This is a genomic window from Paenibacillus polysaccharolyticus (assembly GCF_023714295.1).
In the GTDB taxonomy this organism is placed as follows: Bacteria; Bacillota; Bacilli; order Paenibacillales; family Paenibacillaceae; genus Paenibacillus; species Paenibacillus polysaccharolyticus_A.
On the sequence record NZ_JAMAUN010000001.1, the window covers coordinates 538,661 to 558,020 of the forward strand.

The 19,360-nt window shown below is 48.0% G+C and carries 15 protein-coding genes; 11 read left to right on the forward strand and 4 right to left on the reverse strand.

The features are described 5' to 3' along the window. Positions 1-104: 104 nt before the first annotated feature. From M3629_RS02520 to M3629_RS02540, 5 genes are all read left to right on the forward strand, one after another. Positions 105-1,088 carry an ABC transporter substrate-binding protein gene (locus tag M3629_RS02520; protein WP_251502764.1) on the forward strand — a complete coding sequence of 328 codons (984 nt, stop codon included), beginning with the start codon at positions 105-107 and terminating at the stop codon, positions 1,086-1,088. Next, entirely contained in the window at positions 1,089-1,940 is an 852-nt protein-coding gene (locus M3629_RS02525; protein ID WP_251502765.1) for a (2Fe-2S)-binding protein, read from the forward strand. 392 nt (positions 1,941-2,332) lie between these two features. Then, positions 2,333-6,049 carry a beta strand repeat-containing protein gene (locus M3629_RS28365; protein ID WP_285888048.1) on the forward strand — a complete coding sequence of 1,239 codons (3,717 nt, stop codon included), beginning with the start codon at positions 2,333-2,335 and terminating at the stop codon, positions 6,047-6,049. 371 nt (positions 6,050-6,420) lie between these two features. Then, the gene (locus M3629_RS02535; RefSeq protein ID WP_251502766.1) at positions 6,421-7,848 is read left to right on the forward strand and encodes an NAD(P)-binding domain-containing protein; all 1,428 of its coding nucleotides are present in this window, start codon (positions 6,421-6,423) and stop codon (positions 7,846-7,848) included. 131 nt (positions 7,849-7,979) lie between these two features. Next, positions 7,980-8,486: a hypothetical protein gene (locus tag M3629_RS02540; RefSeq protein WP_251502767.1), complete on the forward strand. Its 507-nt coding sequence runs from the start codon at positions 7,980-7,982 to the stop codon at positions 8,484-8,486. Positions 8,487-8,573: 87 nt separating this feature from the next. Here the strand turns inward: M3629_RS02540 and M3629_RS02545 are convergent, their stop codons facing one another. Beyond that, complete coding sequence (locus M3629_RS02545; protein ID WP_251502768.1) at positions 8,574-9,257, reverse strand: G1 family glutamic endopeptidase; 684 nt, start codon at positions 9,255-9,257, stop codon at positions 8,574-8,576. A gap of 189 nt (positions 9,258-9,446) precedes the next feature. On the opposite strand from M3629_RS02545, the gene M3629_RS02550 reads away from it, so the two are divergent. The 4 genes from M3629_RS02550 to M3629_RS02565 all read left to right on the forward strand — a co-directional run bounded on the left by M3629_RS02550 (position 9,447) and on the right by M3629_RS02565 (position 14,198). Beyond that, positions 9,447-10,193, forward strand: a complete 747-nt coding sequence (locus M3629_RS02550; RefSeq protein ID WP_090920406.1) for a DeoR/GlpR family DNA-binding transcription regulator — start codon at positions 9,447-9,449, stop codon at positions 10,191-10,193. 2 nt (positions 10,194-10,195) lie between these two features. Beyond that, entirely contained in the window at positions 10,196-11,107 is a 912-nt protein-coding gene (gene pfkB, locus M3629_RS02555; RefSeq protein WP_251502769.1) for a 1-phosphofructokinase, read from the forward strand. 76 nt (positions 11,108-11,183) lie between these two features. After that, positions 11,184-13,154 carry a PTS fructose transporter subunit IIABC gene (locus M3629_RS02560; RefSeq protein ID WP_251502770.1) on the forward strand — a complete coding sequence of 657 codons (1,971 nt, stop codon included), beginning with the start codon at positions 11,184-11,186 and terminating at the stop codon, positions 13,152-13,154. A gap of 255 nt (positions 13,155-13,409) precedes the next feature. Then, on the forward strand, positions 13,410-14,198 hold the full coding sequence (locus M3629_RS02565; protein WP_251502771.1) for a class I SAM-dependent methyltransferase: 789 nt from the start codon (positions 13,410-13,412) through the stop codon (positions 14,196-14,198). A gap of 180 nt (positions 14,199-14,378) precedes the next feature. On the opposite strand, the gene M3629_RS02570 is transcribed toward M3629_RS02565, so the two are convergent. The 3 genes from M3629_RS02570 to M3629_RS02580 form a co-directional block, all read right to left on the reverse strand. After that, positions 14,379-15,518 (reverse strand): zinc-dependent alcohol dehydrogenase, encoded by a 1,140-nt coding sequence (locus tag M3629_RS02570; protein WP_251502772.1) that lies wholly within the window; start codon positions 15,516-15,518, stop codon positions 14,379-14,381. Between the two features lie 80 nt (positions 15,519-15,598). Further along, positions 15,599-16,762, reverse strand: a complete 1,164-nt coding sequence (locus M3629_RS02575) for an oxalate decarboxylase family bicupin (protein ID WP_154886651.1) — start codon at positions 16,760-16,762, stop codon at positions 15,599-15,601. Between the two features lie 178 nt (positions 16,763-16,940). Continuing rightward, positions 16,941-17,789, reverse strand: coding sequence for an SDR family NAD(P)-dependent oxidoreductase (locus M3629_RS02580; RefSeq protein WP_251502773.1), 849 nt, complete (start codon positions 17,787-17,789; stop codon positions 16,941-16,943). A 134-nt stretch (positions 17,790-17,923) separates the two neighbouring features. On the opposite strand from M3629_RS02580, the gene M3629_RS02585 reads away from it, so the two are divergent. Then, complete coding sequence (locus M3629_RS02585) at positions 17,924-18,361, forward strand: MerR family transcriptional regulator (protein ID WP_251502774.1); 438 nt, start codon at positions 17,924-17,926, stop codon at positions 18,359-18,361. Positions 18,362-18,423: 62 nt separating this feature from the next. Beyond that, positions 18,424-19,332, forward strand: a complete 909-nt coding sequence (locus M3629_RS02590) for a LysR family transcriptional regulator (RefSeq protein WP_251502775.1) — start codon at positions 18,424-18,426, stop codon at positions 19,330-19,332. Positions 19,333-19,360: the final 28 nt, after the last annotated feature.

Sequence of the window (19,360 nt, forward strand, 5' to 3'; positions counted from 1 at the left end):
TACACGTAAAGAGAGTGGAATAATCCATGGAAAGCTTGTTTGCTTTTTTCTACCATAATGATAATGATTATTATTATTAAGTAGAGAAGGGGAATTAAAACGAAATGCTAAGACAGAGAAGAGCCTATATGATCTTGTTGTCCCTGCTCATGCTCGTTCTAGTAGCATGTGGTAAGTCGACAACGGAAGCAACAGATGCAACATCTTCAAAACAGGCAACCACGGTGGAAGAGAAGAGCACACAAACAATTAAACACCTAAAGGGTACTTCGGTTGTACCCCAAAAAATAGAGCGTATGGTTGTGTTATCTGCTGCTTATATTGATCACATGCTTACCATTGGTGAGAAACCTGCTGGTGTTAATGTAGAAATACGCTACGGTGGAGATTACTTGCCTTATCTGGCAGATCAGCTTCAAGGGGTTCCAACGGTAGGTTCGGCAGATAGTCCCAATCTTGAAGCCATTGTTCAGATTGATCCGGATGTGATTGTAATTGAGAGTCGAACAGCTGAAAATTCATATGATCAGTTGGAGAAAATTGCTCCTACGATTGTATTAGGTGACGATTGGATGGATTACAACGGCGATACAGAGTATTGGACTCAAGATTTACTGACTATTGCTGGAATGTACAACAAGGTTGATCTGGCTAAAGAAAAAATCGCGGAAGTAGAGCAACAAGCGGATCAACTTAAAGCTAAAATAGAGCAATTGGATCAGAAAAAACTGGCTTACCTAAGAGTAAGGGAGAAGAACCTGCAGATTTATGCAGCAACAGGTCACCCAACCAACACGCTCTTGTATCATGATCTTGGGTTTGAACCTTCTGCAGTGACACCTGCAGAACAACGTGAGGATCTGTCTATGGAGAAGATAGCAGATATCGATGCCAATTATGTTGTGCTTGAAGCAGATCCCAATGCCCAGGATTATTTAAGTAAGATGAAAGAAAGCTCACTTTGGAAAAACGTCCCGGCTGTTGTAACTGGTCAGGTCTATCAAACCGATTCCTTCTGGTTGTTTAAAGGATGGGGAGCTATAGGACGAATCGAAATATTAAATGAAATTAAAGATATGATTCAATAGATGGTACTTTATTCAGGGAATGACCATGAACAGATGGTGGCTGTTTTGGAATCGTCTTTTGTGACGAGTATCCGTGGAGTAGATGAGACTCTCAAATATGCTTTTGGTGTCAGTGATTTGTTGCATGAAGAGAAGAGAGAACTGATACTGCAAGAACAAGCGATCCAACAAGGACTCGATCATGGCGGCACAGGAAGTGTGGCGGTAGGTACTCTATTTGCCAAGCGATATTCGGTATGGGTTATGGCTGTAATCGCAGCTTGCACTCTGTATGATACTCTTCTGAATATCAAGGATGATGTAGTCCGATTCGAAATGAATGGCACGGGCAGCATGCGCTATGAGACCCGGTTGGAAAGAAGTCTAGACAATGGTTCAGGACTGGGGCTTGGGGCAAATATAGCCCCAACTAGTGAGGTGTTGGCTCAGCGCAGGACAGAAATCAGTATGCTACGGGATCGTTTGCAGCTGCACCTGGGACGTATTTTCGAATCAGTTGCTGCGGCAACAGGAGCAAACACAAGGGTTATGCATGCACTGGTGGCACATAATGTACAACAATTGCTTACACGAGTGATCGAAGATCACGCGATATGGAAGACGGATAAGCGTCTTGAGCTCATTAAGCATGATGCACATGTATGGCTAGAGGAGTCAACCGATAATACATTTTCCACTCGGTTGCAACGCTTTGAACATCCGGAATGGGAGGGTCCTCCACTTTTGCTCCGCAGGTATTGCTGTCTGGCGTATCAAGTGGGTAGCGGCAGTTCTGCCCATGGCTATTGTAACACTTGTCCAAAACTAGATTCAGAATCGCGATGGCGCATGCTTTTGAAATCGGATGATTAAAAAACTTGGTTTATAAAAAATACAGTTACAGTCGGTGTATTTTACTCTCCGCAGGTAGCTGTTTTTTTACGTTAAGGGAAGGGCGCTCCAAATCCAAGGAATCCCTGTCAATTAGGCGGCTCACTTAGCCAGTCTTAGACATAAAGTATATAAATACAACAGCGGATAAGTACTTTTATGTAAGGGAGGGTTGTTTTGTGAGTGGTACATCTAAACAAGAGCGTAAGTTATCTTTAACTAACAGAGCACGGCGAAATGGTCAAAAGAAGTCAAAAGTAAGGTTGATGTTAGTAAAAAAAAGAAAATCTCATAGAAAAAATAAACATAAAGTTAAAAAGAAGAAAAGATGTGTCCCTCTTTATCTTAGGGGGCCGAGAGGCTTTCGAGGAAAGATGGGATTAAAAGGAGATAATGGAGCCACTGGTGTAACCGGACCGACTGGAGTTACAGGAGAAACAGGGGCAACAGGTGCTACCGGAGTTACTGGTGTGTCCGGAGCCACGGGAGAAACTGGCGTTACCGGGGTTACTGGGTTAGCCGGGGCCATGGGTGCGACCGGAACAACTGGAGTCACGGGAGAAACAGGGGTAACGGGTGTAACTGGGGTAACTGGAGTGACAGGTGCAACAGGAGAAGTCGGAGTAACGGGTGCGACGGGGCTGACTGGAGTCGATGGAGAGACTGGGGCAACAGGCGCTACTGGGGTTACTGGAGCGGCCGGAACCACGGGTGCGACCGGAATAACTGGGATCACGGGGGAAACTGGCGCAACAGGTGCAACTGGGGTAACTGGGGTGGCCGGAGCCACGGGTGCAACCGGACCGACTGGAGTAACAGGAGAGACTGGGGCGACGGGAATAACCGGGGTAACTGGGTTAGCCGGAGTCACGGGTGCAACCGGACCGGCTGGAGTTACAGGAGAGACGGGGGTAACAGGTCCAACCGGGATTAATGGATTGGCCGGAGTAACAGGAGCGACCGGACCAACTGGAGTTACAGGAGAAACTGGCGCAACAGGTGCAACGGGAATAACTGGTGTCACGGGAGAAACCGGTACAACAGGCGCAACTGGAGTAACTGGGTTAGCCGGAGCCACTGGTGCAACCGGAACGACTGGAGTTACGGGAGGGACTGGAGTAACGGGTGTGACGGGAACAACTGGAGTCACAGGAGAAATTGGTGCAACCGGAGCAACTGGGGTAACTGGAGAGGTCGGAGTCACGGGTGCGACCGGACCGACTGGAGTCACGGGAGAAACGGGTGCAACCGGAGCAACCGGAGTTACTGGGTTGGTCGGGGCCACGGGTACGACCGGACCGATTGGAGTCACGGGAGAAACGGGTGCAACCGGAGCAACCGGAGTTACTGGGGTGTCCGGGGCCACGGGTGTGACCGGACCGACTGGAGTCACGGGAGAAACGGGTTCAACAGGTGGAACTGGAGCCACTGGGTTGGCTGGGGTGACGGGTGCGACGGGCCCGACCGGAGTCACGGGAGAAACAGGTGTAACAGGAGTAACTGGAGCTACTGGAGAAGTCGGAGCCACGGGTGTGACGGGAACAACTGGAGTCACAGGAGAGACAGGGGTAACAGGCGCGACTGGGGTGGCCGGGTTAATGGGTACGACGGGACCGACTGGAGTCATGGGAGAAACGGGTTCAACAGGAGCAACCGGGGTCACTGGGTTGACTGGAGTTACGGGTGTGACAGGAACAACTGGAGTCACAGGAGAAACAGGTGTAACAGGAGTAACCGGAGCTACTGGAGAGATCGGAGCAACGGGTGCGACGGGAACAACTGGAGTCACAGGAGAAACTGGCCCAACAGGAGCAACTGGGGTAACTGGAGAGGTCGGAGTAACGGGTGCGACGGGAACAACTGGAGTCACAGGAGAAACTGGCCCAACAGGAGTAACCGGGGTCACTGGGGTGTCCGGAGCCACGGGTGCGACCGGACCGACTGGAGTCACGGGAGAAACGGGTGCAACAGGTGCAACCGGAGTTACTGGGTTGGTCGGGGCCACGGGTGTGACTGGATCGACTGGAGTCACAGGAGAAACTGGAGTAACAGGAGCAACCGGGGTAACTGGAGAGGTCGGAGCCACGGGTGCGACCGGACCGACTGGAGTCACAGGAGAGACAGGTGCAACAGGTGCTACCGGGGTCACTGGAGTAACCGGAGTCACGGGTGCGACGGGACCGACTGGAGTCACGGGAGAAACGGGTGCAACAGGTGCTACCGGGGTCACTGGAGTAACCGGAGTAACTGGGGTGTCCGGAGCCACGGGTGCGACCGGACCGACTGGAGTCACGGGAGAGACTGGTGCAACAGGTGCAACCGGGGTCACTGGGGTGACCGGGGCCACGGGTGCGACGGGAACAACTGGAGTCACAGGAGAAACTGGCCCAACAGGAGCAACTGGGGTAACTGGAGAGGTCGGAGTAACGGGTGCGACGGGAACAACGGGAGTCACAGGAGAAACTGGCCCAACAGGAGCAACCGGGGTCACTGGGGTGACCGGAGTTACGGGTGTGACAGGAACAACTGGAGTCACAGGAGAAACAGGTGTAACAGGAGTAACCGGAGCTACTGGAGTGGTCGGAGCCACGGGTGTGACAGGGTCGACTGGAGTCACGGGGGAAACGGGTGCAACAGGTGCAACCGGAGTAACTGGAGTGGCCGGAGTAGCGGGTGCGACGGGATCGACAGGATTCACGGGAGAGACTGGTGCAACAGGTGTAACCGGAGTTGCTGGGTTGGTCGGGGCCACGGGTGCGACCGGAACAACCGGAATAACTGGAGTGGCCGGAGTAACGGGTGCGACGGGATCGACAGGATTCACAGGAGAAACTGGCGCAACAGGAGTTACTGGAGCTACTGGAGCAACGGGCACGGCAGGAGTTACCGGAGCTACCGGTGCGACGGGCACGGCAGGAGTTACTGGAGCTACCGGAGCAACGGGCACGGCAGGAGTCACGGGAGAAACGGGTGCGACAGGCACGGCAGGAGTTACCGGAGCTACCGGTGCGACGGGCACGGCAGGAGTCACGGGAGAAACGGGTGCGACAGGCACGGCAGGAGTTACCGGAGCTACCGGTGCGACGGGCACGGCAGGAGTTACCGGAGCAACTGGTGCGACGGGCACGGCAGGAGTTACCGGAGCAACTGGTGCAACGGGCACGGCAGGAGTTACCGGAGCAACTGGTGCGACGGGCACGGCAGGAGTTACTGGAGCTACCGGAGCAACAGGCACGGCAGGAGTTACCGGAGCAACTGGTGCGACGGGCACGGCAGGAGTTACTGGAGCTACCGGAGCAACAGGCACGGCAGGAGTCACGGGAGCAACTGGTGCGACGGGCACGGCAGGAGTTACTGGAGCTACCGGAGCAACAGGCACGGCAGGAGTTACGGGAGCAACTGGTGCGACGGGCACGGCAGGAGTCACCGGAGCAACTGGTGCGACAGGCACGGCAGGAGTTACCGGAGCAACTGGTGCGACGGGCACGGCAGGAGTTACCGGAGCAACTGGTGCGATAGGCACAGCAGGAGTTACCGGAGCCACCGGAGCCACCGGAGCCACCGGAGCTACGGGTACAACAGGAGTCACCGGAGCGACTGGTCCTAATTTTGCAAGCGAAGGATTTTCGGCTTTTCTTGCCAATCTGACTACGTCTACAAGTACACAATTAACAAACTGGTCGACAGCCAGTCCGTTCTATAGTAGCCCCAACTTTAATGCAACAACAGGGAACTATACGATTCCAACGACAGGGAGATATTCAATTGAAGCCACAATTAACTATGCAACAACCGCGGCCATTGCTCTTTCTCTGGGTGCAGGAGTAAATCCGGCTTTTCTGGTTCAGAGAACATCGCCAACCGTCACAACATTAGTGAGTGGACTGTTGCCCGTTTTGAATGTAGCTGTTACGCTGCTCACCCTTAGAGCTGTGCTTGGTAGCAGTTCTGTTACATTGGCGGTGGAAGTGGCTTTAAATGCAGGTGACGTCATCGGGCTGTTCTATGCTGCGAACGGTCTGACCATTTCACTCAACATAGGTAGCGGTGCGACGAACGGGATTTTCTGGTCTGTTCATCAGATGACTTAGGCACGCCTATTCAAAATGTGATGTAAGAGGCAAATAGATAATTTGGCAAAGTACAATAAAGGGTAGTCATAGAAAAACAGGCTTGGAGCAGATCTGAGTCTGTCTTTTTGTATTCTCTCCCGTCATCTTCATTAAATAAAGAGTATCTTAGAGCAAATTTTAAACATAGTAATTTTCTTTAGTATGAGGAAACAAGTATATCCAACTTTTTTAGGTTGAATGACAATTACGTTTCTGTTAGCTTCCCCTACTGGATTTCAACTCATATAATAACGCTAATTCTATTCGGATATTGCAATGCAACCTGGAGATAAGTATGTATGAATGCAACGGAGCCTGTTCCAGATAGATCATGAAAGGGTTGGTGAAGTATGGGCCTCGAAGCTTTGAATGAACGTGTGAAGCATGATTTAGCGTATTTATGTTTTGGAGGTACCAGCTGGGTTCGTACAAGAGAGTACGCAGAGGGGCATGTCTATGATGTTGTTATTGTAGGCGGTGGACAGAGTGGCCTTGGGGCTGCATTTGGACTTTTGCGCGAACGGATCTCGAATATTCTGATCATCGACGAAAATGTGGAAGGGCAAGAAGGGCCATGGGAAACTTATGCACGTATGGTAACGCTGCGGACGCCGAAGCACCTTACTTCTATTGATTTAGGGATTCCATCGCTGACGTTTCGTGCATGGTGGGAGGCTCAGGAGGGAGTTGAGGGATGGCAGAAGATCGATAAAATTCCTCGCAGAGACTGGATGAATTATTTGCGTTGGTATCGGGAAATCCTGGACCTTCCAGTACAGAACGAAGTTAAGTTGAACCTCATTGAACCTGGGCAGGATGGAATTCATCGTCTACATGTAACCGAACAAGGAATTCGTGAAAAGCACATTTTGGCTCGGAAAGTTGTGCTTGCCACCGGTATTCAAGGAGGCGGCGAGTGGCATGTACCCTCACTAATCTCAGATCATCTGCCGCGAGAGTTATATGCCCATACTTCAGAAATGATAGATTTTGAACGGTTAAAAGGAAAAAAGGTTGCAGTGCTCGGCGGTGGAGCCTCAGCTTTTGATAATGCAAACCACGCGCTAGCCTCAAGTGTGGCTGAAGCTCATGTTTTTGTCAGACGTGAACAATTACCACGAGTCAATCCGATTCGCCAAATGGAACAATCCGGCATGATCGAGCGGTTTCACGCTTTACCTATAGCTGATAAGTATCAGGTGATATCTCACTTTTTCAAATTTAATCAGCCACCTACCAATGATACGTTCAACCGGGCCGCATCTTGGCCTGGGTTCGAGTTGCATCTGGACTCACCATGGTTAAGCGTGCAAGCTACGGATCAAGGAGCAAAGGTTGAAACGGCACATGGAAGTTATACGTTTGATTTTCTTATTGTAAGCACAGGTCTGCTCAGTGACCCCGCTCTACGCCCTGAACTGCAACTCGTAGAGCGGCACATAGCTCGCTGGCAAGATTGTTACGAAGCCCCGCTGGAAGTTCGGAATGCGCTACTTGATGCACACCCTTTTTTAAGCGCTGGATTTGCAATGACCAGTAAAAGTGAACAGGGAAAAGCGCTACTGCATGGTTTGTTTATATTTAATTATTCTGCTCTGGCTAGTTGTGGTCTCTCTGCTTCAGCGATATCGGGCACCAGAAGTGCCATCCCCAAACTGGTTGCAGGTATAGCCGATCAATTGTTCCTTGATGACCGGGAGGAGACACTTCGTGGGTTTTATGATTACAATGAGCTGGAATTTACGGAGACATGGGTGAAACGCCCAGTTCTTGGCTGAGGCAATCTTATAAAGTATTTCGTGCAGCAGGGATGCTGTACGTTTTTTTTGTTTTTTTACATTGTGACTTACACTCGGTGTCGATTTATTGTAAAATGTCGTTTGGATCATGTTAAAGGCAGGGATAACCAATGGAACAAAAGAAACAAATAAAACAAATGAATTATGAGCAATTCAGGGCTCATGTGAAAAAAGCATCACGTGTACGCAATGTACCTCTAACCAAAATTGTAGCTTTTCAAGAGAAGTTTATGAAAATTGAGGAAGTACAGTTCTATGATGTAGAGCAAAATTATATGAGTGTTCAAGCCTGTAACACGTTGTGGATGAATCTTGAGAACAAATCATTTCGCAATATGGTCTCTCAACCATTACAGGTCTATCGGCAGATGCCCAATCTTGGACGACTTTCTTTCGAGAATCTGATTCGTGAATTATATGATACCGCTGTACCCATCTTAATTGATTATAATCCAGATGAATATTACACCTTAGAACAGTTAATTGAGATTCTGGCAACGGATGAGGAGAAGCTGATCGAGCAACTGGAGATGGGAAGATTCAAGGGTGCTTTTATTAATGAAGAAGGTAAATGGCTCAAACCCAAGCCGGAAGTGGGAAGCGCGGAGTTATTGTAGAAAAGATCCGTATTATACTAAAACGTCAAAATCCTGCAGCACTGCCACCAGAAGCGGCGGTTGTTGCAGGATTTTTAATGACAAGCCTTAATGAGCACGACGAACTACAAATCCATCTCTGCAACAATTGGGAGATTCCGGTATCGATAAGACACGCTGGCCCTGAATCAGGATTCCTTTATCTCTGGTACAGAAGGCAGGAGGGCGGCCGTTCAGACGACAGTTACTGAAAGCAACTGGACTAAGACGAGACATGGAGGTAATAGAACCACCTACGGAGGGAGCCTCAACGATCCATTCGGCAGAGCTTTGAGGGCCTGTATATCGTTGAACGGTACGGTAAGTCCAGCCTTTAGTGAGGTTGGTCAAGGTAATACACCAGGAATGGCGAGTTAACTTCGTAATGATACCACGCATGCAGTCACCTGGGCTTACTGGGTTGGGAATCTTGGTTTCGGTTGCCGGGAGAATCTCCCACCAGGCATAATAGACGGGTTTCCTTTTTATCCAATCGTGGGCTGTTCCCGTCTGAATCAGATCTGTGTTCTCGAAGCCGTCAATGCCGATCCATGCAGAGGAATATGAATCGCGGGAGGAAGGCAGAACATAAGGTACAGTCCAATCAGCAGAAATCCGCCGATAGGGATGAGTTGTTTTTCTTTTTGCGTAACCGCTCCAATTGAAGGAAATCCAGCCCGAACGAAGGCGTGAGGATTCTTTGGTTGGATATAACACACAGGGTTTCCGTCGTTTGATCGTACGGACTGACATTGAAGTCATCACCTCTCCGTTGTAGGGACTAGGTTATCAGATGCGTGTTATGGACAATTGGATAGGGACACTTGGACAAGAAAATAAGTCGAACGATGAAAGTTTTTGAAGGTTTTTAAATTATTTTGAATGAAAATGATTGTTTTTTGCGTAATTTATGATACTATAGAAGCAGTTGGAGGAATGCATATGCTGACTGAAGAACGATATGCCGCAATTGTAGAACGCTTACATTTACAGGGCATTGTGAAGTTGCAAGAGCTTGTTGATGTGCTGGGTGTTTCTGAATCCACGATTAGAAGAGATTTGATCGATCTGGAAAGCCGTCAGATGCTCAAACGGATTCATGGTGGTGCTTCACTGGTGAATGAAAAGTCATTAGAACCAGGCATGGAGGAAAAAACGTTCAAAAACATTCAACAAAAGACAGTGATTGCCCGGCTGGCAGCGCAGGAAATCCAGAATGGGGAGTGCATTTATCTAGATGCCGGCACAACAACACTTGCTATGATCCCTTTTATAGAAGCCAGGGATGTAACCGTGGTCACCAATGGACTATCCCATGTGGAGGCGCTGGTAAGCAAACGAATTCGCAGTTACTTGCTGGGTGGCATGATGAAAATTCATACCAAAGCGGTGATCGGCAGCATCGCGCTGCAGAACATGGACAATTTCCGATTTGACAAGTGTTTTCTAGGAAGTAATGGAGTAGACCCAGAAATGGGGTATACAACTCCTGATCCAGAGGAAGCCTTGATTAAGAGGCGTGCACATCAATTGTCAGGGAAATCGTATGTGCTGGCTGATTCCAGCAAAATTGGGGATATAACTTTTGCCAAATTGTTTGATTTGGAGGAGGCCGATCTGATTACGGAGCGAATGCCTGAACATTGGCGTGCGGTAATCACCCAGAAAACTAAAATAATTGAGGGATAGCGATGATATATACGATAACACTCAATCCGTCCATTGATTACATCGTCGAAGTGGGCGATCTGAACCTTGGCGGACTTAACCGCATGAATCGGGATTTGAAATTACCTGGCGGTAAAGGCATTAACGTTTCCAGAATTCTGAATCAACTCGGTGCTGCGAACACAGCTATCGGATTTTTAGGTGGATTCACGGGACGTTTCATTAATGACAAGCTGCAGGAAGATGCAATTCAGACGGATTTTGTTACCATTGCAGATGATACTCGCATTAACATCAAGCTGAAGCATGGAGATGAGACAGAAATTAACGGTCTTGGACCAGTGATTCGAACAGAAGAGGCTGAGCAATTACTGAATAGACTGTCTTCTTTGCAAAAAGGAGATATCGTCATTCTCTCTGGCAGCGTTCCGCCGTCACTTGGTTCAGATTTCTATGATCGTCTCATTCATGTATGCAAGCAGACGGAAGCCGAGTTTGTTATTGATACAACAGGGCCTGCTCTGATGGAAGCACTCGTTCATCAGCCGCTGCTGGTGAAGCCGAACCATCATGAACTAGCTGAATTGTTTGGCGTAACCATCGAAACACGTGAGGAATTGGTTTCTTACGGACGTAAATTGCTCGAAGCAGGTGCCAAACATGTGTTGATCTCCATGGCTGGAGAAGGAGCATTGTTTATCACCGAGACGAATGTCTATCACGCAACTGTACCTAAAGGGACTGTAAAAAATTCCGTTGGTGCTGGTGACTCGATGATTGGCGGATTTGTTGGTACCTATGTGTTGCAAGGAGACTTGTTTGAAGCATTCCGTACAGGGGTAGCTTCTGGCAGTGCGACAGCTTTCTCAGATGACCTCGCTACACGTGAGTTTATTGACGAATTGCGTAATCAGGTGACGATTACAACGCTTTAATTACCTTAATTACCTTGAATAACTGATATAAGGCCTGCCATGTGCAGGCCGACCGAACTTAAGGGAGTGTTCCAAGATGAAAATCACTGACTTAATGATCCAGGAAACGATGATTATGGATCTGCAAGCAACAACCAAAGACGAGGCGATCGACGAACTGATTGCAAGTCTTAACCAGAGTGGACGTATTAATGATCCAGCATTGTTTAAAGAAATGATCTACAAAAGAGAAGCCGAGTCCAGCACTGGCATCGGCGGCGGTATTGCTATGCCACACGCAAAAACCAAAGCGGTCAATGAACCAACGGTCGTTTTTGCAAAAAGTAAACAGGGTTTGGACTTTGAATCGTTGGATGACGAGCCTGCTCAACTTTTCTTCATGATTGCGGCCCCAGAAGGCGCAGGCAATACACATCTCCGCACACTAGCGGCTCTTTCAAGGCTGTTGGTTGACAGCGATTTCATCGCTGAACTGATGAACACGAATACGCCGCAAGAAGTTAGCGCTTTATTTGATGCGAAACAAGCGGAAGCTGCGGAGAAGGAAGCTGCGAAAGAGAAAGCTAAAGCAGAGAAAGCGGCACAAGCATCCTCCACGGAAAGTGGTGCTAACAACGTGAGAAACAACTCCGGTGTCATTGTTGGAAACGCAAATACAGAAGAATTTGTTGTTGCTGTGACAGCTTGTCCAACAGGGATCGCCCATACGTTTATGGCGGAGGATGCTTTGAAGAAAAAAGCCCAAGAAATGGGCATCAACATTCGTGTTGAGACCAACGGTTCCGAAGGCGCACAAAACGTATTGACAGCTGATGAGATCGCTCGTGCCAAAGGGGTTATCATTGCAGCTGACAAAAACGTCGAGATGGCTCGTTTTGACGGTAAACCTGTGTTGCAAAGACCGGTAAGTGACGGTATTCGTAAATCCGAAGAACTGATCCGCAAGGCGGTTAACGGCGATGCACCAATCTATCGTAGCCAAGGTGGAAAAGCGAGCGATGAAGGTGCAGGCGATAGCAAGACAAGCGTGGGAAGCAAAATTTACAAAGATTTGATGAACGGGATTTCACACATGCTGCCATTCGTTGTCGGCGGTGGTATCCTGCTTGCGATCTCCTTCTTGTTTGAACAACTTGCAAGTCCTGACAATCCGATCGTGCAATTGCTGCAAACGATTGGTGGAGGAACAGGCGCGTTCCATTTCCTGATTCCTATACTTGCCGGATTTATTGCGATGAGTATTGGTGACCGCCCAGCCCTGATGCCTGGTATGGTTGGTGGATTGATGGCTGTAAACTCCAATGCCGGTTTCCTTGGTGGTCTAGCTGCCGGTTTCCTTGCGGGTTATGTTGTTATTGGATTGCGTAAAGCGCTGAAAGGTCTTCCAAAAGCGATTGATGGCTTGAAACCGATCCTGCTCTATCCGGTACTTGGTTTGCTGATTGTTGGTACGATTGCTTATTACATTTTTGATCCGGTTTTCGGAGCTCTAAACACCTGGCTTGTAGATGCACTGGGTAACCTGGGAACAGGTAACAAAGTATTGCTTGGTTTGTTGCTCGGCGGCATGATGGCGATTGATATGGGTGGTCCGTTTAACAAAGCGGCTTATACCTTTGCGATTGGTGTATTTACATCCAGCGGAAACACAGACGGGGCATGGATGGCAGCGGTTATGGCAGGCGGTATGGCTCCTCCACTGGCGATTGCCCTTGCAACAACGTTCTTCAAATCCAAATTCACGGAGCAAGAGCGCAAATCCGGTCTAACAAACTATGTACTCGGTCTTTCCTTTATTACAGAAGGTGCAATTCCATTTGCAGCGGCTGACCCACTTCGTGTACTGACCTCCTGTATTATTGGTTCTGCGGTAGCAGGTGGACTTACTCAGCTGTGGAGCATTAATGTTCCCGCTCCGCACGGTGGTGTCTTTGTAGCTCTCTTGGCTAACCACACCATTTTGTTCCTGCTCGCGGTTGTTATTGGTTCTGTCATCTCGGGTCTCATTCTGGGATTGTGGAAAAAATCACCTACACTTGTTAAATAATAAATAGGTTAATGTAAGTTCAGGTGAACTTGCTGTACCAATGGTGAAACGATTATCAACTCTAGGCATCTCTCCAGTGAAATTTTCATTGAAGGGATGCTTTTTTGTGTTTCTTGTTTCGTTTGGATAGGGGGTATGATATGATGATTCTAGATTAAATGAAACTTAGTTTCACTAAATGGAACAATAGAAGTGGCGAAAAGTAAAATCAATATTTATCTGAAGGAGATATGCAAAAGAAGAGGAGGAACGATCATGGAGAACGATCAGATCAAAAATCAGATGCGGAAGCAATTTTCTCAGAATGCCGAGCATTATGTCACAAGTGCAATTCATGCACAAGGTGAGGACCTCGCGCTACTCGTTGCATCATCTCAGGCGGCAGAACATATGAGTGTGCTGGATATAGCAACGGGTGGAGGACATGTCGCGAATGCGCTTGCTCCGCTGGTAAGTCGCGTGACAGCCCTCGATCTGACTGAAGGAATGTTAGAGGCGGCTGCACGTTTTATCCAGGGCAATGGTCATGAAAATGTGGATTTTGTAACGGGAGATGCTGAGCATATTCCTTTTCCGGACAATAGCTTTGATCTGGTGACCTGCCGAATTGCAGCACATCATTTTCCAGATGTATCCTCGTTTGTTTCCGAGGCTTATCGGGTGACCAAACCTGGTGGCCGATTATTGTTTATTGACAATGTGGCTCCCGAGCAGGATGAACTGGATCGTTTCTACAACGACATAGAGAAAAGGCGTGACCCAAGTCATGTTCGGGCATGGCGGAAAACAGAATGGATTGGACTTTTGGAACGTATGGGGTATCGGGTTGAAACGATGGTTTCTTTTGCAAAAAAATTTCATTTTGATGATTGGTGCACACGTGCATCCCTCTTTGGAGAAGGGCGGCTGGAGCTTGAAGCAAGAATGCTACATGCGACGGGAAAGGTGAGAAGTTATTTTAATATCGTGGAGAAAGAGCAGGATGAAATTCTCAGCTTTGAAGGAGAAAGTGTGTATATCCAGGCAATTAAGCGTGGAGTGTGAGAGGGGAAGAGGCACGGTTCATATCCTAAAGAATAAAGAAACTTCAAAAGCAAAAAGCAGACCTCTCTTGTAAGAGAAGCCTGCTTTTTATTTTTATTCCTGGTCTTGACGCCTTCATTGTATTGCCAAAAGAATGAGCCTGTAATGTAGTATCCATTACCGAAGCTTTCTTTCGTTCATTCAGGGTTTTAAAATAACCTTGGTGCATTCATCTTCGTGGTCATTAAATATCCGGTAAGCCTCGCTCGCGTTATCCAGTGATACACGGTGTGAGATAATCTCAGTTGGATCAAATTCACCGGCTGTAATTTTACGGAATAGTTCGGGCATATAATGAATAACAGGAGCTTGTCCCATTTTAATGTTGATGTTACGCTCAAACAGGTTTCCCAAAGGGAACATATTATAGGAGGAGCCATACACGCCTGTAAGCTGTAGTGTTCCAAACTTGCGCACGGCTTTCATGCCGATTTCGATGGCACTCAGCGCCCCGCCATGGAGTTTTAGCTTCTGACCGATCTCTTCCAGCATGGTCTTTTTGCCATCCATGCCAACACAGTCAATAACAACATCTGTTCCACCCTGAGTGATCTCGCGGATATGCTCACCCATATCATCATGCTCTTCAAAATTAAAAACCTCTACGTCATTCATACGTTTAGCCTTATCTAGTCGATAAGGCAGACGATCGACGGCAATAACCCGCTTGGCTCCTTTCATCCAGGCAAACTTTTGCGTCATTAGCCCAATAGGGCCACTGCCGAGTACGGTGACGGTATCCCCAGGATTGACGCCAGCATTTTCAACACTCCAGTATGCCGTCGGCAACACGTCGTAAAGGAACAATAATGCCTCGTCTTCCAGCTCACAGGATTCGGGAATGACAAATGGAGTGAAGTTGCCGTAAGGCACTCGTAGCAGCTCAGCCTGACCGCCTGGATGACCACCATATCGCTCGGTGAACCCGAAATAACCCCCGGTATGAATATCAGGATTTCCATTCGATTTGTCACATTGACTCTCCATATCGTGGTTACAGTAGAAGCATTGACCGCAAGCGATGTTAAAAGGCAGGACGACTCGATCCCCTTTTTTGACTCGCGTAACCTCAGGTCCGACCTCTTCCACAATGCCCATCGGTTCATGACCGATCACATAGTCTTTTGCAGCAGGTAGCGCGCCTTGATAGATATGCAAATCCGATCCACAGATCGCCGTTGAAGTAATACGAACGATAATGTCATCATGCTGTTGCAGTGCCGGATCTTCGACCTGTTTCACCTGAATGTCCTTGATGCCCTGAAACGTAACGGCTTTCATCTTCATATTCCTCCTTGGTCTATGTGGGGTTCTCTTCCTTTTACCCCATTTTCGTGCATATGATATAGGTTTATACTATTTTATACGACAGGCCACTTCACTTTCCGTAATGCATCCAGCAGTTCTGGAGGAGCATTCAGATTGTCTCGAACCAGATCACGCGGTGTTAGAGCCATCCATTGATTGAGAGAAACATCTTCAAACCGGTCACTTCGGAATATTTCCAAAAACCATAATGTGTCTTTTCCGGTATTTTGTATATAGTGCCCCATGGCAACGGGAACATACCCTACATCTCCGGCCCGGTAATCAAAGGTGCGTGCGATCCCATTGCCACCAAAGACGGTCATTCTGCCTTCACCCGTCAAATAGTACTGCCATTCATCGGCATTGGGGTGCCAGTGTAGCTCACGCATCGCCCCAGGTTTGATCTCGACTAGCGCTGCAGCGACTGTAGTGGAGATCGGAAAGTTGGTGGAATCAACGATGCGAACACTTCCTCCAGGTGTGATCAAAGGTTCCTGTGCAAGCAAACGATAGGTAAACGGAAGAGGAACGGTTCCGTAGGGGGATTGAACGCGCTGGCTTTCGAGTGAACCAGGTACATCATCTTGAAAAATATAAACCTGTTCCTTGGGCATCGATTGGAAGGCTGATTCAGGAACGCCAAAATTCAAGGATAGTACCTCTGGTGGCGTATGGGCAAACCAGTCTGAGATGGACAATGTATTCAGATCAGAGAAACTGCCATCATCGAATACCAATAAAAATTCACACCCGTTCTCCAACCCTTGAATCGAATGAGGAAGTCCTTTTGGGAAAAACCAAAGATCACCCGGACCGACATCAGCAATAAAATTTCGCCCGTTCTGATCCACAGAAGTGATCCGGGCTGTACCCCAGATCATATAAGCCCATTCAGATTGTTGATGCCAGTGCAGTTCGCGGACGCCGCCTGGAGTCAGGCTCATATTCACGCCGGCGAGCGTAGTGGCAACAGGCAGGTCACGTACCGTAATTTCACGTGACCAGCCGCCGTGATTGAGCTGCATATGGGTGTCAGAGAAGGACATCCTGAGGTTAGGTAACAAGCCATTATCTGTCTTAGGGGGGACAAGCATATCGGGATTTTGCTTGTCTCTTAACACATCTCTTGGTCCATAATCCGGGCCGCCTGCACCGTCGCTTCGAATAGGTTGGGGGATAATATACGGCTGAGCACTGGGTTGTTTTTCTTTACTCATTCTGATGTCTCCTTCCGATATCCGCTGCAATCCGCGTCATGTGGTTTACTCACCATGCTTACACCTATGAACGAAGGCTTGGAAAATATGAAGGACAAAGATAAAAAGACCTGACCTTATTCGGTCAAGTCTGGAATCAGACTTCTTCAGGGCGAGAGCGGTAAATTTCAAGCATGAATTAGGTATTCAGATAATTTTGCTCATAGATTTCATGCACACGTTGAAGTATGGTAGATCCTTGCTCATGAAAACGAAGGCGTGCTGCCTTATTATTAACCAGAAACGCACCAGAATCATGCTTCACGCTCCCGAGCACTGCGTTATGAAGCAGTGATGCACCTCGACTTGGATGAGAAAAGAATAATTTCATAACAGGTTTGATATAGAAGGGCAAACCGGATGTTTTGTTGCTTCTTAGCGTGTTGTTTCCACCCGGATCAACACTAAGAAGTCGAATGCCATCCGCCATAGCTTTGGATGCAGCCTCAGCTGTCCACAATGAGAGGGCGAGCTTGGACGCAGCGTAAGGACCAAAAAGCTTTTTGAAGGAAGCTGGCCGCTCCAACGTATCAAGGTCGAACGCTTTTAGCATGCGAAAAGCAGTCGAGGAGGTGTTCACAACGGTTTTCATCCTCCCTTGGCGGAGCGACTCATACAGCTCCCGATAAATGATATAAGGAACCACCGTCTGAAGCTCAAAATGCAACTCACGCCCCTGGTCGGAGTATTGGAGGGTAGAGGTGCTTCCGCCTGCATTGTTGAACAGGACGTCAATGGAATCCGTCTGTGATCGAATCTGGTCCAGCGCTGAGCGAAGGCTGGCATAATTCGTGAAATTGGCTTGAATGGATCGTAATTGACCTGAGCTTAATGCGGACTGAATTACACGATCATCTGCCGGGAACGCGGAGCGGTTAAGAGCGATAATCTCCCACTGATCCTTTAGAAGCTGTCTTGTTAGTTCCAGGCCAATTCCTGAAGATGAGCCGGTTATTACGGCTGTGTGAAGCGGATTTACTGGGTTCATTAAAATGACCTCCTCATGTGTTCGTGTCATTCTATAATTTGGAGTCGACTCCAAGTCAAGAGGGATATTTCAGGCTTGACTTGGAGCCAGCTCCAAGTTATATGATAGAGAGAAGTATGGGTATGGGAGGGCTAATGATGAGTGAGCAAAGTACGTTCTCCATTCATGAAACATCGGAGCGGTCGGGGTTATCCAAAGATACCATTCGTTATTATGAGAAGATTGGTCTGCTCCCCCGTGCGGAGCGTAAAGCAAGTAGCCACAGGGTCTATTCGGAACAGGACATCCAGACGATGAGTCTGATTACGTGTCTGAAGAAAACGGGCATGTCTCTTGAAGAGATGAAGCCATTTCTTCAGATGTCGCTGGAGTCGGATTTGAACGATTTCCCGGAGGAACGGAAGATGCTCGTCAATTATCAGAAAAAGGTAGAAGAGCAGATCACCTCTCTGCAGCAGGTCGTTGATTTTATTCAGAATAAGCTGGAGCAACGTAGTATGTTTCCTGAACGTTGTTCGCTGGAAGCAGAGAATCTAGTGACAGGAATCGCCCAAAAGAAAACTTTCTCTTGATGCAATATAACATGTGATGGAATATAAGATGTACGAGGGATATCGGAAAAAGGAGTCAAGTCATGACACTACAACAGCTTAAATATGTAATCGAGGTTGCCACACACGGATCGATGAACGAAGCCGCCAAACGGTTGTTTATCTCCCAGCCGAGCTTATCAAACGCGATCCGCGATCTGGAACAGGAGCTTCGTATTACCATTTTTGAACGGACCAATAAAGGCATTACTCTCTCCAAAGAAGGAGTGGAGTTTCTAAGTTATGCTCGTCAGGTTGTCGAACAAGCCGAACTGCTGGAGAATCGTTATCTGAATGCGAAGCCGTCTCCGCAGCACTTTTCGGTATCCACACAGCACTACGCTTTTGCGGTGAATGCATTTGTAAAGCTTGTCCAGCAGCATGGTCATGATGAATATGAACTTGCATTGCGGGAAACTAAAACGTATGAGATCATTCAGGATGTGAAAAGTCTTCGGAGTGAGATTGGCATTCTCTATCTGAACGAATTCAACGCCAAAGTCATCAATAAATTATTAAAGGATGCCGGACTTGTGTTTACAAGCCTGTTTACAGCGAAACCGCATATTTTCATCAGTGTGAACAATCCGCTTGCGAAGCAGGAGTCCGTGGCCATTGAACAGCTTCAGGATTATCCTTACCTGTCCTTTGACCAGGGGGAGTATAATTCTTTTCATTTTTCCGAAGAAATTCTGAGTACGTTATCTCATCCCAAAAGCATTCAGGTCAACGACCGGGCGACTTTATTTAATCTGCTTATCGGTTTGAACGGGTATACGATCTCGACCGGAGTGCTTAGCGCCGATCTGAACGGCAATGAAATTATTCCGGTTCCGCTTGAATGTGAAGAGTCCATTAATGTCGGGTGGATTTGTCATAAAAGCACGTCACTTTCCAATCTCGGTGTGGCTTATGTGCAGGCATTACACGAAGCGATTGGTTTGCAGGATTGAGTTCACGATTTCTTTGTAATATGGATTT